Source organism: Agromyces cavernae, from assembly GCF_021044935.1.
GTDB lineage: Bacteria > Actinomycetota > Actinomycetes > Actinomycetales > Microbacteriaceae > Agromyces > Agromyces cavernae.
In genome coordinates this window covers 558,016-570,976 of sequence record NZ_JAJNMP010000002.1, presented here as the reverse complement: position 1 = coordinate 570,976, position 12,961 = coordinate 558,016, and the positions used below count along the sequence as shown (strand labels likewise).

The 12,961-nt window shown below is 70.5% G+C and carries 9 protein-coding genes and 2 tRNA genes; 8 read left to right on the top strand and 3 right to left on the bottom strand.

What is annotated here, in order from left to right:
- The first annotated feature begins 3 nt into the window (after positions 1–3).
- From LQ757_RS08765 to LQ757_RS08745, 5 genes are all read left to right on the top strand, one after another.
- Positions 4–648, top strand: a complete 645-nt coding sequence (locus tag LQ757_RS08765) for an FMN-binding negative transcriptional regulator (RefSeq protein WP_231046831.1) — start codon at positions 4–6, stop codon at positions 646–648.
- Positions 645–2,189: an amidohydrolase gene (locus LQ757_RS08760; RefSeq protein ID WP_231046830.1), complete on the top strand. Its 1,545-nt coding sequence runs from the start codon at positions 645–647 to the stop codon at positions 2,187–2,189. Before LQ757_RS08765 ends, LQ757_RS08760 begins: the two co-directional genes overlap by 4 nt.
- Before the next feature lie 113 nt (positions 2,190–2,302).
- Entirely contained in the window at positions 2,303–3,835 is a 1,533-nt protein-coding gene (locus LQ757_RS08755; RefSeq protein ID WP_231046829.1) for a multicopper oxidase family protein, read from the top strand.
- The gene (locus LQ757_RS08750; RefSeq protein WP_231046828.1) at positions 3,825–5,237 is read left to right on the top strand and encodes a sensor histidine kinase; all 1,413 of its coding nucleotides are present in this window, start codon (positions 3,825–3,827) and stop codon (positions 5,235–5,237) included. The genes LQ757_RS08755 and LQ757_RS08750 overlap by 11 nt, the downstream gene beginning before the upstream one ends.
- Positions 5,238–5,332: 95 nt before the next feature.
- Positions 5,333–5,995, top strand: a complete 663-nt coding sequence (locus LQ757_RS08745; protein WP_231046827.1) for a response regulator transcription factor — start codon at positions 5,333–5,335, stop codon at positions 5,993–5,995.
- Positions 5,996–6,069: 74 nt separating this feature from the next.
- Here the strand turns inward: LQ757_RS08745 and LQ757_RS08740 are convergent, their stop codons facing one another.
- The 3 genes from LQ757_RS08740 to LQ757_RS08730 form a co-directional block, all read right to left on the bottom strand.
- Positions 6,070–6,558 carry a Dps family protein gene (locus LQ757_RS08740; protein ID WP_231046826.1) on the bottom strand — a complete coding sequence of 163 codons (489 nt, stop codon included), beginning with the start codon at positions 6,556–6,558 and terminating at the stop codon, positions 6,070–6,072.
- 174 nt (positions 6,559–6,732) lie between these two features.
- Positions 6,733–6,803: transfer RNA gene (locus LQ757_RS08735), tRNA-Gly, on the bottom strand.
- Between the two features lie 67 nt (positions 6,804–6,870).
- On the bottom strand, positions 6,871–10,596 hold the full coding sequence (locus LQ757_RS08730) for an SCO7613 C-terminal domain-containing membrane protein (protein ID WP_231046825.1): 3,726 nt from the start codon (positions 10,594–10,596) through the stop codon (positions 6,871–6,873).
- 173 nt (positions 10,597–10,769) lie between these two features.
- Here LQ757_RS08730 and LQ757_RS08725 point away from each other — a divergent pair.
- From LQ757_RS08725 to LQ757_RS08715, 3 genes are all read left to right on the top strand, one after another.
- Positions 10,770–10,843: transfer RNA gene (locus tag LQ757_RS08725), tRNA-Pro, on the top strand.
- Between the two features lie 50 nt (positions 10,844–10,893).
- Entirely contained in the window at positions 10,894–12,354 is a 1,461-nt protein-coding gene (gene tig, locus LQ757_RS08720; protein WP_231046824.1) for a trigger factor, read from the top strand.
- 72 nt (positions 12,355–12,426) lie between these two features.
- Entirely contained in the window at positions 12,427–12,909 is a 483-nt protein-coding gene (locus LQ757_RS08715) for a tetratricopeptide repeat protein (protein ID WP_231046823.1), read from the top strand.
- Positions 12,910–12,961: the final 52 nt, after the last annotated feature.

Below are 12,961 nucleotides of genomic sequence, written 5' to 3'. Positions count from 1 at the left end.
ACCATGAGACAGAACCCGAGCTTCACCCTCGCGAGCGAGGAGGGCGTGAAGGACCTCGTCCGCGCGCATCCGTGGGCGACCATCGTGAGCATGACGGATGCCTCGGGGCTCGTCGCCTCGCACTACCCGGTGCTGCTCGACGAAGACGCCGACGGCATCGTGCTGCTCACGCACGTCGGCAAGCCCGACGACCTCGTGCACGAGCTCGGGCGTCATGAGGTACTCGTCATCGTGCAAGGGCCGCACGGGTACATCTCGCCCGGCTGGTACGACCAGAACCCCGCCGTTCCGACGTGGAACTTCGTCACGGCGCACCTGCACGGCACCCCCGAGGTGCTCGACGCCGACGAGAACCTGCGCGTGCTCGAAGCCCTCGTCGACCACTTCGAAGACGCGATGCCCGAACCGCGCCGCATGCGCGGAACGACCGAGAACTCCGAGTACGCCGACCGCATCGCCGCGGGCACGGTCGGGCTGCGCATTCCGATCACCCGGTTCGTCGCGAAGAACAAGATGAGCCAGAACCGGCCCGATGCGACCGTCGACCGCATCATCGCCGAACTCGAGGGCGACGGGCCGTACGCCAGTCCCGCGCTCGCCGCCGAGATGCGCCGCACGCACGAGGTGCTGCGGGCGGCACGCCGATGACGGCGGCCGGTTCGAGCCCCACGGATGTCGCGGCGCCGATGCTGCTCGTCGGCGCTCGCCTCGCGGGTGAGCGGGGCCTCTTCGACCTGCACGTCGACGGGGGCGTGGTCGCGACGATCGCACCTTCGGGCGCGGTTGCGGCGACCTCCGGCATCCGTCGTGTCGACCTCGATGGCCGATGGGTCGTTCCGGGGCTCCACGACCGCCACGTGCACTTCTCGCAATGGGCCATGGTGTCGCGACGCCTCGACCTCGCCGGTACCGCATCCGCGGCCGAGGTCGCGGCGCTCGTCGCGACATCCGTCGCCGGCGGCGCCGACGAGGTGATCGGATTCGGGTATCGCGACAGCCTCTGGCCCGAGCCGGCGAGCCGGGCGGTGCTCGACGCGGTCTCGGGTGACGTGCCGGTCGTGCTCGTCTCAGCCGATCTGCACGCGTGCTGGCTGAACACGGCCGCGCTCCGCCGCCACGGCGTCGAGCACGCCACCGACGAGAGTGGCGTGCTGCGCGAGGACGACTGCTTCCGGCTCGTCCGCGAGATCGACGACGTCGCCGACGAGGTGCTCGACGGCTGGGTCGCCGAGGCGGCCGCACGTGCCGCCGCACGCGGGGTCGTGGGCATCACCGACTACGAGATGCGCTGGAACCGCGACGACTGGGCTCGTCGCGCCGCATCAGGGTTCGATGCGCTGCGCGTGTCGTTCGGCATCTACACCCAGCATCTCGAGCGGGCGATCGCCGAGGGCATGCACACCGGCGATGTCATCGCCGCGACCGGCGGGCTCGTCACGGTCGGCGGCTACAAGGTCATCACCGACGGCTCGCTGAACACGCGCACCGCGTGGTGCTTCGACCCGTACCCAGGGCTCGAGGGCGGCGAACACCCCTACGGACTCGCGACCGTGCCCTACGACGAACTCGTGCCGCTCATGATCCGCGCCGCGGACGCCGGCATCACCCCGGCGGTGCACGCCATCGGCGACCGGGCCAACGCGAGAGTGCTCGACGCGTTCGAGGCGCTCGCCGCACGCACAGAGGGAGGGCGAGGCGCGAGCGTGCGCGGCTCGATCGAGCACGCACAGCTGCTGCGGCGAACGGATGTCGCCCGCTTCGCGGAACTCGGCATCATCGCGAGCGTCCAGCCCGAGCACGCCATGGACGACCGCGACGTCGCCGACCGCTACTGGGCCGGACGCACCGATCGGGCGTTCATGCTCGCCGAACTCACCGAGGCTGGGGTCGAGCTCGCACTCGGCTCCGACGCACCCGTCGCGCCGCTCGACCCCTGGATCGCGATCTCGGCGGCGGTCGGCCGCGCGCGCGACGGCCGTGCGCCGTGGCATCCCGAACAGGCGATCGAAGCGCGCGCCGCGCTCGCCGCATCGACCGGCGGTCGGGGCACCCTGCCGACGGGCGGCGGCCCTGCCGACCTCGCGGTCGTCGAGGCCGACCCGCTCGCGACATCCGCCGAAGACCTTCGCACCCTGCCGGTCGCGGCGACGCTGCTCGCCGGCCGCTTCACCCATTCGGTGATCGAGTAGCGTCGGGCGAAGCCCGCCGGGTATCGAGAACACGGCGCGCGGGGGATAACCCCCGGCGGCATTCGGGCGCTCGCATGCTGGGGCGGGCGCGCGCGGATGGTGAGGCTGGAGTCATGCTTCAGACCTCCCTACGCAGACCACGCGCGACGGTCGCCATGACGCTCGCGACCATCGCCGCCGGCGGGCTCGTCGCCGTCGCCTTCGCCGGGTGCGGCATCGTCGGACCCGGGCCCGTCTCGACGATCGGCGACGTCGAGTTCGACACACCGCTTGCGATCCCGCCGCTCGCCGAGTCGACGGTCGACGCCGACGGCACCCGGGTCTTCGCGCTCGACGCCCAGGCGGGAACCACCGAGTTCGAGCCGGGCGTCGCGAGCGACACCTGGGGATTCAACGGCAGCTACCTCGGCCCGACGCTCGTCGCCGACCGTGGCGAGCGGGTGCGCGTCGACGTGACGAACTCCCTCGACGAGCCGACGACGGTGCATTGGCACGGCATGCACCTTCCCGCCGAGATGGATGGCGGCCCGCACCAGATGGTCGATCCGGGTGCCGCATGGTCGCCCGAATGGGACATCGACCAGCAGGCGGCGACCCTCTGGTACCACCCGCACCTGCACGGCGAGACCGAAGACCACGTCGCCCGTGGCCTCGCCGGCATGTTCATGCTGCGCGACGAGCACGAACGCTCGCTCGGGCTTCCGGGGGAGTACGGCGTCGATGACATCCCGGTGATCGTGCAGGACTCGGGTTTCTCCGCCGACGGCGAGCAGGAGAGCAAGCAGCGCGGCTACGCGGGCGGTCTCGGGGACGAGCTCATCGTCAACGGCACCCGCGGCCCGTACCTCGATGTCTCGCACGAGCTCGTGCGCCTGCGCCTCCTCAATGCGTCGACGGCACGAACGTATGCGTTCACGTGGAGCGATGGCCGATCGGTCGACCTCATCGCGACCGACGGCGGACTGCTCGAGGCACCGATCTCACTCGACCATGTGCGGCTGTCGCCCGGCGAGCGCGCCGAGGTGCTCGTGCGGCTGACGCCCGGCGAGCGCCTCGTGCTGCAGTCGAAGATGACGCCCGAGACCGCCGGGCTCGTCGGGCCGGTCGCCGCGACGAACGGCGGCAGCGACGCGTTCGACGTGCTCGAAGTGCGTGCCGCTGAGAGGCTCGACCCGGCCGCGGCCGTGCCCGCGCGGCTCAACACGATCAACGACTTCGACCCGGCCGACGTCGCGACGACCCGCCGCTTCGAGCTGAGCGACAGCTTCGAGATCAACGGCGAGGCGATGGACATGGGCCGCATCGACGAGACGGTCACGGTCGACACGCTCGAGCGGTGGGTCGTCGCGAACACGACGCAGGTGCCGCACAGCTTCCACGTGCACGACGTGCAGTTCCGAATCGCCACGATCGACGGGCAGGCGCCGCCACCTGAGCTCGCGGGGTGGAAGGACACCATCTTCACCGAACCCGAGACCGAGTACGAGCTGTTGATGCGCTTCGAGGACTACGCCGACGCCGACACCCCGTACATGTACCACTGCCACCTGCTGTGGCACGAAGATCAGGGCATGATGGGCCAGTTCGCCGTCGTCGAGCCCGGGCAGTCTGCCACGATGACTGGAGGAACCCACGATGAGCATTGACACGACACTCGCGCAGCCACCGACCGACGGCGCCCCGCCGAAGCGCCGCGTCTACTGGTCGCTGTGGGCGACCGTGCCGCGCGAGTTCGCCTTCCTCATCCTCACCATGCCGATCGCGATCATCGGGCTGAGCCTGCTCGCGACCATCTTCTTCACGGGCCTCGGCCTGATCTTCATCGTGTTCGGCATCTTCATCGTGGTGGCGGCGATGTTCGTCGCCCGAGGCTTCGGCACGCTCGAGCTCGTCCGGCTGGAGTGGGCGGGCCGGCCCCGCATCACCCGACCCGCCTGGGATCACTCCGATCGCAATCAGGGTTTCTGGCGCACGATGTGGGCCCCGTTCATCGACGGTCATTACTGGCTCTACCTATTGCACGGCATGATCATCAACCCGATCGTCAGCGTGATCTCGTGGAGCATCACGGTCGCGTGGACCTCGGTGGCGCTCGGCGGCACGACCGCCTGGATCTGGTACCGCACGATTCCCGACGGGCGCAACGACACCGACTTCTGGCTGCACGACGTCGTGATCGACTTCCTGTTCCCGGGCAACACGTGGAAGATCGACCCGCTGCTCGGCGAAGCGATCTTCGAGTTCATCGTCGGGCTCATCTTCCTCGCGACGCTGCCGTTCGTGTTCCGCGGGCTCACCCTGTTGCACGACGTGATCGCCCGCGGCACGCTCAGTGCCTGGCGTTCCGAGGCGCTCGAGCGCGAGGTCGCGCAACTCTCGGCATCGCGCGGCGCCGCCGTGCAGGCCGAGGACGCGTCGCTGCGTCGCCTCGAACGCGACATCCACGACGGTCCCCAGCAGCGCCTCGTGCGCCTGCAGATGGACCTCGCGACGATCGAGCGCAAGCTCGAACGCGACCCCGAGCATGCTCGGGAACTGCTCGGCGAGGCCCGCGACCAGGCCCGCGAGACCCTCGACGAACTGCGCGCGCTCTCACGCGGGTTCGCCCCGCCGATCCTGCAGGACCGCGGCCTCGCGGTCGGCCTGCAGTCGCTCGCCACGCGAAGCCCCGTGCCGGTCACCGTCGAGGTCGACCTGCCGTCGGATGCCTCGGTGCCGGCCTCGATCGAACGCAACGCCTACTTCGTCGCCGCAGAACTGCTCACGAACGCCGCGAAGCACGCCGAGGCGCGAGGCATCCGGCTCGTGGCCTCGACCCGCGACACCGGCGCCGCCGGGCACTGGCTCGACGTCTGGGTGACCGACAACGGTCGTGGGGGCGCCTCCCCCTTGCCGGGGCATGGGCTCGCCGGGCTCGCCGATCGGGTGCAGGGCCTTCGCGGAATGTTCGTGGTCGACAGCCCCGTCGGCGGTCCCACCACGATCGGCGCGCACATCCCCTACACCCCAGTCGTGGCATCCGTTTCGCCGCCGCCGTCGATCGAGTAGCCCGACGTAGTCGACGCGTATCGAGATCCCGGTGCGGGTCTCGATACGCTCGCTACTCGACCGGCGGGCATAACCGCCGCCGCTAGTGTGGGGGCATGACCGAACCCTCCCGCGGCCCGCTTCGCATCGTGCTCGCCGAGGATTCGATGCTGCTGCGCGAGGGGCTCGTCCGGCTCTTCGACGAGGCCGGGTTCGAGACCGTCGCCGCATACGGGGAGGCCGACTCCCTGCTGGCGGCGCTCGATGAGACCCGGCCCGACCTCGCCGTGCTCGACGTGCGCATGCCGCCGACGTTCCGCGACGAGGGGGTGCGGGCGGCGATCGAGCTTCGCCGGCGCATGCCCTCGGTCGGCGTGCTGCTGCTCAGCCAGTACGTCGAGGGAACCTACGCCCACGAGCTGCTCTCGTCGGGCGAGGGCGGCATGGGGTACCTGCTGAAAGACCGGGTGGCGTCGCTCGACGAACTCGAGGACGCGGTCGAGCGGGTGAGCGAAGGCGGCACCGTGCTCGACCCGCAGGTCGTGCGCGAACTGCTCTCTCGGCGCAGCGACCCGCTCGCGTCGCTGACGCCGCGTGAGCGCGAGGTCATGGAGCTCATGGCCGAGGGTCGCACGAACGCGGGCATCGCGAAGCAGCTCTTCATCGGCGTCGGTGCGGTCGAGAAGAACGTCACCTCCATCTTCCAGAAGCTCGGCCTCGAAGACTCGGGCACCGACCACCGTCGCGTGCTCGCGGTGCTCACCTGGCTGCAGCGCTAGCAGAGACGACTCGGGCCCGGGTGCAGCCGCCGTCGGAGCGGCGATCTGCACCCGGGCCCGTCAGCCCGCGATCACTACTTGACGGCGATGTGCGAGAAGAGGAACCAGCGGTCCTTGTCGAGGCCGCGCCGGATCTCGATCACGACGTCCTGGCTCGTGGGGTCGAGCTCGGCGAGGCCGTCGATCGCGGCGTTGACCTTCTCGGTCGCAAGATCGATCTGGCTGACGACGCCGGCGATCGCCTCGTCGTACGGAAGGAACCCGAGCTTGGGGTTCTCGGCGCCGGTCTTCGCGGCGACGGTCGCGAGGCGCCCGTCGATCGGCAGGCCCAGGGCCACGACGCGCTCAGCGGCGATGTCGGACCAGTCCTGCGCGTGAGCCACGACGTCGTCGAGCAGTTCGTGCACGGCGATGAAGTTCGCGCCGCGCACATGCCAGTGCGCCTGCTTGCCGTTGACGGCGAGGGCGATCAGTTCGTGCACGACGGGGGTGAGGTACTGGGCGACGCCTGCGGCGACGTCGGCGTTCGATCCGGTCTTCGGTGCGGTCTGGATGTCGGTCATCGTGTCAACCTTCCCTGTCTCGTTGTCGTCTTCAACGCTACGCGGATGCCCCCGTATTTCAAGGAAGGGAAGGCTCGGCTGATTGGGTTCGACCTTCGGTCGAGCGGATGTCGCGACATCCGTTCATCATGCGAGAACGCCCGGGGCCACAGGACGACGATGGAGGAGAATCGGAGGGGATGACGGGAATCGAACCCGCGTAATCAGTTTGGAAGACTGAGGCTCTACCATTGAGCTACATCCCCGTGACCCGCTCGCGGGCACTGCATCATCGTAGTACACGCCGTGGACAGGTTCGTGCACGGCGTGACGTCAGCGCAATGTCGTGATCGCGCCGATCGTTCCTCTCGCGAAGCGGAGCTGGCGCTCGTAGGTCGCGGCGAGCACCACCAGGATCACTCCCGCGATGCCGAGCCAGAGCCACCACCACACGGCCTCGTAGAGCCAGGTGATCACGGGCCAGAGCTGTGCGATCGCGTGCACGAGCAGCACGGCGCCGCCGAACACAAGCGGCGCCTGCAGGCGCCGGACGGCGCCGATGAGCACGGTTGCCGCCGAGACGAGTCCGAGGGCGACGATGCGCCACAGTTCGGGGTCGGTGAAGTCGGCGATGAGCGGCGGCACGAGGAGCACGGCGAGTCCGATGCCGAGCGCGGTCCAGCTTCCGAGTTCGGGGGAGCGGCGCATGCTGAGCGCACCCCACCCGATGAACGCCACGCCGGCTGAAGCCGTGACGATGTCGAACGGGTCGACGTTGCCGTTCGAGAGTGCGATGGCACCGCCGATCACGAGCGCCCCGCGCGTCGTCCACGCGAAGATCGGGCCGGCGATCGGGCGGGCGGCAGTTGCCCCGCCCGCGATGTGTGCCGCGGCGATCGCCGGGAACAGCACGGCGGCACGCAGGTCACTCTGTTCGCCGAACACGATGGCGATGAGCGTCGGCACCGTGGCGATGGCGACGGATGCCGCGAACAGCGTTTCGCCGAACACCGCGGGCCGGGTGTGGTCGCGGGCCCACGCGATGGCGACGACGACGCCCGTCGCGAGCGCGATCAGCGGCCAGAACTCGACCGGCACAACGCTGTCGTCGATGCCGGCAGCGACCGCGCCGCCGCGCATCAGGGCCGCACCGGTCACGGCGGTCCACCCGGCCGCGGTGACGAGCAGTCGAATCGGCACGCCACGGGCCGCGTCGGGCAGGAAGATCGAGGCGAGGGCGACGACGGCGCCGGCCGCGCACAGTACCAGCGTGCGCACCTCGGAATCAGCGCTCGACGCGACGCTCGGCAGCACGGCCACCGCCGTAGCCGCGCCGACGAGCGCCGTGCGCCCGGATGCCGTCGAACCGTCAGGCGCGCGGCGCCAGGTGATGAGCCCCGCGGTCGCGGCGAGCGCGGCCGCGAGCGGCAGCGTGTAGGCCTCGACGTCGTCGACGCCATCGCCAGCAAGCCATGCCCAGACCGCGACGACGGCCAGCGCGAGGCTGACCCACGCGAGATGACGCATCGGATCGGTCGCCGTGAACGGGTCGCCCCGGAGGGCTGCGAGCACGATCGGGACGGGGAACAGGATGAGGAGCACGAGCCACGGCTCGGGAGCCGCTGAGGCTGCGTAGCCGAGTGCGACCGCGCCGAGAATCGCGACCGCGACGACCCACATGATCGACGGTGCCCGCCGGGCACCGGGTGCGACGACGTGCGCGAGTGCCGCCGAGAGCAGGGCTGCAGCGGCGACCCCGACGCCGACGATCCCGTCGCCGAACAGCTGCGCCGCGAACGTGCCCAAGCCGTACCCGAGCGCGAGCGGCGTCGACGCCGCGAAGAGGATCCGGATCACGAGCGGATTCGATGCGCGCATCCACCCGAAGCCGGCGACGGTGAGCACGACGGCCGGCACCCACCGCCATCCGGCCTCGGGCGCTGCCAGCAGTGCGGCGACGAGCGAGGTCACGGTTGCGAGCAGCGCCGGCAGGGCGAGGGCGATGCGGTCGGCCGGATTGCCGAGGCGCGCGAACGACGCACCGGCGAGCAGCAGCGCGCCTCCGGTCGCGACCCACATCCACAGCGCGTCCCACGGCGCCGCGAGACGCAGATCGGATGTCGCGAGCCATGGTACGACCGTGAGGAGCGCGACCATCGCGAGCGCCGATGCGATGGCGACGTGCGCCGCGCCGATCCCGGTCACGCCCGCCTTTCGCCAGACGCGCCCGGCGAGGACGCGCCCCGCGACAGCGAGCGCGAGCACGGCTGCTGTCGTCCATGGCCACACCGCGGCGCTCACGTACCCCAGCATCAATGCCAGGGCCGCGCCGACAATGCCGCCTGCCGCGAGCACCGGCACGAGGCCGCGAACCCGTGTAATGCGTGGAACCGTCGCGATGACGAGCGCCACGAGCGCGATCGCGATCATCACAAGAGCAGCCACCCACGCGTCGTCGGCCATCGCGCCGCCGATGAGTGCCCCCGCCAGCACCGCACCGGCGGGGAGCACGGCACGTCGCGGGAGGCGCCGGAGCAGTGCGAGCACAGCGGTGAGCCCCGCAGCCACGATGAAGGGTGTCGCGAGCACGGCGAGCCTGGAATCGGCGAACTCGACGGGCGCGGGGAGCACGTCGTGCTGCCACGGGGGAATGCTCGCGACCATCGGCCGCATCAGCGCGAGGCCGCCGAGGGAGAGCGCCGGTGCGGCGGCGGCGATCGCCACGGCGCCGGCCCCGGAGAAGGCACGGACTGCATCGACACCCACTGGCGCCGGTCGCCGCGTCAGGGCCGCAGCGGTGCAGGCGACGACCCCTGAGGTCAGCGGTGCGAGCCAGAGGGCGACACCGGGCTGGAGCTCGGTGAAGACGGCGACGGTCGCAGTCAGCCCGGCGCTCACGCCGAGCGTCGGTGCGGCGACGGCGGCCCAACCGGCCGCGACGGACGCAGACCGAAGTCGCACGACGACGAGGGCTGCCCCCCAGGCGATTGCTCCGGCGAGGAAGGCCCAGACGTGGTGCCACGGGAGATCGGGCATCGCGAAGCCGGCCGCGATCAGCGCGATCGCGCCGCCGGCGTACCCGGCGCCCGCGACAATCGCCCGTTCGGGGATGCGCGGCGCGAAGAATGCGGCGGTGCCGACCAGCGAGGTCGCGAGCGCGCCCATCCATGCGCCCGTGGCGAACTCGTCCGCCGGAGCGGCGCTGAAGACGAGGAGGAAGACAGCCGGCGGAATCAGCGCGCCCGCCGCGAACCCGGTCACCCGGATGCCGCTCACCGCCCGGGTGCCGGCCAGGATCGCGGCCACGGATAGCAGGGCGCCGCCCGCATAGGCCGCGGCATCGAGTTCGTGGGTGCCGAACAACTCGTTGACGCGAACGATCCACACATCGAGCAACAGCAGCACGATCGCGACCGATGCCACGCCTTCGGCCGTGCCGGGCAGGCGCCGGGCCCGCAGCAGCCATGCCACTGCGAGCACGAGCACGCTCGCCGCCGCGATGATCACCGAGCGCACCTCGAGGCTCGCGACGAGGTAGGCGACGAAGAGGAACACGATCGCCGTGACCGAGATGAGCACCACGCCGAGCGTGAGCAGCAGCACCTGCACGCCCGACCGCCCACCGCGAGTGGGCGAGGGCGACGCTTCGCCGACGAGCGACGCGGGCGGCGAGGCATCCGCGATCGTGCTCGTTTCCCCGTGCCGTGCCCGAGGGGCGTGGCTGGTCTCGGGTGCGGGAGCCGTCGGCGCTACCACGACATCGATCGACGCGGCAGCGGGAATCGCGGGCGCGGTCGCGAGCGTCTGCGGCCGCGCAGCCTGCGCCGCGCGCATCTGCGTGATCACCCGCTGGCGGCTCGACTCGTCGTCATGGATGCGCCTGCCGATCGCGAGCAGTTCGGATGCCTCGGGAACCGCGAGATCGAGGTCGCATCGCGAGCAGCGAGCCGTGGTCAACACGGTGAAGCACGCCGGGCAGAGCGACGTGTCGACGAGTTGCCCGGGTTCGGTCGGCCACCGGCGCAGATCGTGCGGTGCAGTCGAGGGACTGTCGGTCATGCGCACACTCTGCCACGCAGGTGACCCGTGATGGCACGCCCTCCACAGGGCGCGCCGTCGGGCGACCGCACAGCGACGCCGTCGCCGTGTGCAGTAGACTTTCGGGGGTCCACCCGTCCGACGCGTGTTTCGGCATGCCTGCGCGGGTGAATCGACGAGTTGAGTCGGCGACTCGGGGCGTAGCTCAGCTTGGTAGAGCGCCCGCTTTGGGAGCGGGAGGTCGCAGGTTCGAATCCTGTCGCCCCGACGAGTTGCACGACTCGACACGAACTTCCACACAATCAGGAGATCTTCCACATGCCGACCACTTCGGTTGAGAAGCTGAGCCCGACGCGCGCCAAGCTCACCATCTCGGTGACGCCCGAGGAGCTGAAGCCCAGCATCACCCACGCCTACAGCCACATCGCCGAGCAGGTCAACGTGCCCGGCTTCCGCAAGGGCAAGGTGCCGCCGCCCATCATCGACCAGCGGGTCGGCAAGGCCGCCGTGCTCGAGCACGCCGTCAACGAGGGCCTCGACGGCTTCTTCCGCGCCGCGGTCGCCGAGCACGAGCTCCGCCCGCTCGGCAAGCCCGAGGCCGACATCGTCGAGTGGCCCAGCGAGAAGGACTTCTCGGGCGACCTGCTGCTCGCCATCGAGGTCGACGTGCGCCCCGACATCGAGCTGCCCGCGTACGACGGCCTCGAGCTGACGGTCGACTCGGTCGAGATCGGCGACGACGAGGTCACCGAAGAGCTCGACCGCCTGCGCAGCCGGTTCGGCACGCTCATCACGGTCGACCGCCCGGCGAAGACCGGCGACTTCGTGACCCTCGACCTCGTCGCCGTCATCGACGGCACCGAGGTCGACACCGCGAGCGGCATCTCCTACGAACTCGGCTCCGGCGAGCTGCTCGAAGGCATCGACGAGGCGCTCGACACCCTCTCGGCAGACGAGACCACCACGTTCGCCTCCAAGCTGCTCGGCGGCGACCACGAGGGCGAGACCGCCGAGATCACCGTCACGGTGACCGCGGTCAAGGAGCGCGAGCTCCCCGAGGCCGACGACGACTTCGCGCAGATCGCGAGCGAGTTCGACACGCTCGCCGAGCTGACCGACAGCCTCAAGCAGCAGGTCGCGCGCAACAAGTCGTTCGGCCAGGGCAGCCAGGCTCGTGACCTCCTCGTCGACAAGCTCCTCGAGCTCGCCGAGGTGCCGGTCGCGCAGAGCGTCATCGATGACGAGGTGCACCGTCACCTCGAGAGCGAAGGCCGGCTCGAAGACGACACGCACCGTGCCGAGGTCGTCGAGGCGAGCGAGAAGGCGTTCAAGACGCAGATCGTGCTCGACGCCATCGCCGAGGCCGAGAAGGTGCAGGTCAGCCAAGACGAACTGACCCAGTACCTCGTGCAGGGTGCCGCCCAGTACGGCATGGACCCGAACGAGTTCGTGCAGATCCTCAGCCAGCAGGGCCAGATCCCCGCCATGGTCGGCGAGGTCGCGCGCAACAAGGCGCTCGCGATCGCGCTCGGCAAGGCGAAGGTCACCGACGCCGCGGGCAATGCGGTCGACCTCAGCGAGTTCACTGCCGTGAGCGACGCCGACGAGGCCGCTGCCGACGAGACATCCGCTGCCGACGAGGCCGAAGTTCCGGTCGAAGAGCAGAAGCCCGCGCCGAAGAAGCGTGCGCCGAAGAAGGCCGCCACTGCCGACGAGGCAGAGGCCGCCGAGAAGCCCGCGCCGAAGAAGCGCGCCACCAAGAAGGCCGACGCCGAGTAGTCGTCGAGCGAATCGCGTGAACGGGGCCGGGGCACATCGCCCGGCCCCGTTCGTGGTCTGGGGAGGTTCCCGATGTCCGACTGGCAGGCTCGGGTCGACGCGGTCTGGGCGAGCGCCCATGAGCTCGGCGACGCCGAGGTGGTCCGACGCATCGACGAGCTCGCTGCCGAGCGGCCCGAGCATGATCCGAACGCGCTCTTCGAGCGGGCCGGCGCCCGCGACTCGGCAGGACTCGAGGCCGAGGCGGAACCGCTGTACACGGCGGCGATCGCGAGCGGGCTCACCGGCTCCGAGCGCGTGCAAGCGCACATCCAGCTCGCGTCCACGATCCGCAACCTCGGCCGGCCGCTCGAATCCATCGCGCTGCTCGACGCGATCGCACCCGAGGCGGGCGAGCTGCACGACGCCGTCGTCGCCTTCCGCGCCCTCGCGCTCGTCGATGCGGGCGATGCCCGGCGTGCGGCATCCGATGCCCTCGCGGCGCTCGCCGCGCACCTGCCGAGGTATCGCAGATCACTCGCCGCATATGCCGAAGCGCTGACGGCATCCGCCTAGGGCGAACAGCCCCGTTCGCGTGCGTTGCAACGGATAGATTCGATTTCAACGC

Excerpts from the sequence above, each read along its gene's own strand:
- LQ757_RS08740 (WP_231046826.1), bottom strand. The coding sequence starts at position 6,558 with ATGACCGACATCCAGACCGCACCGAAGACCGGATCGAACGCCGACGTC.
- LQ757_RS08760 (WP_231046830.1), top strand. The coding sequence starts at position 645 with ATGACGGCGGCCGGTTCGAGCCCCACGGATGTCGCGGCGCCGATGCTG.
- LQ757_RS08750 (WP_231046828.1), top strand. The coding sequence starts at position 3,825 with ATGAGCATTGACACGACACTCGCGCAGCCACCGACCGACGGCGCCCCG.
- LQ757_RS08755 (WP_231046829.1), top strand. The coding sequence starts at position 2,303 with ATGCTTCAGACCTCCCTACGCAGACCACGCGCGACGGTCGCCATGACG.
- tig (WP_231046824.1), top strand. The coding sequence starts at position 10,894 with ATGCCGACCACTTCGGTTGAGAAGCTGAGCCCGACGCGCGCCAAGCTC.
- LQ757_RS08715 (WP_231046823.1), top strand. The coding sequence starts at position 12,427 with ATGTCCGACTGGCAGGCTCGGGTCGACGCGGTCTGGGCGAGCGCCCAT.
- LQ757_RS08745 (WP_231046827.1), top strand. The coding sequence starts at position 5,333 with ATGACCGAACCCTCCCGCGGCCCGCTTCGCATCGTGCTCGCCGAGGAT.
- LQ757_RS08730 (WP_231046825.1), bottom strand. The coding sequence starts at position 10,596 with ATGACCGACAGTCCCTCGACTGCACCGCACGATCTGCGCCGGTGGCCG.
- LQ757_RS08765 (WP_231046831.1), top strand. The coding sequence starts at position 4 with ATGAGACAGAACCCGAGCTTCACCCTCGCGAGCGAGGAGGGCGTGAAG.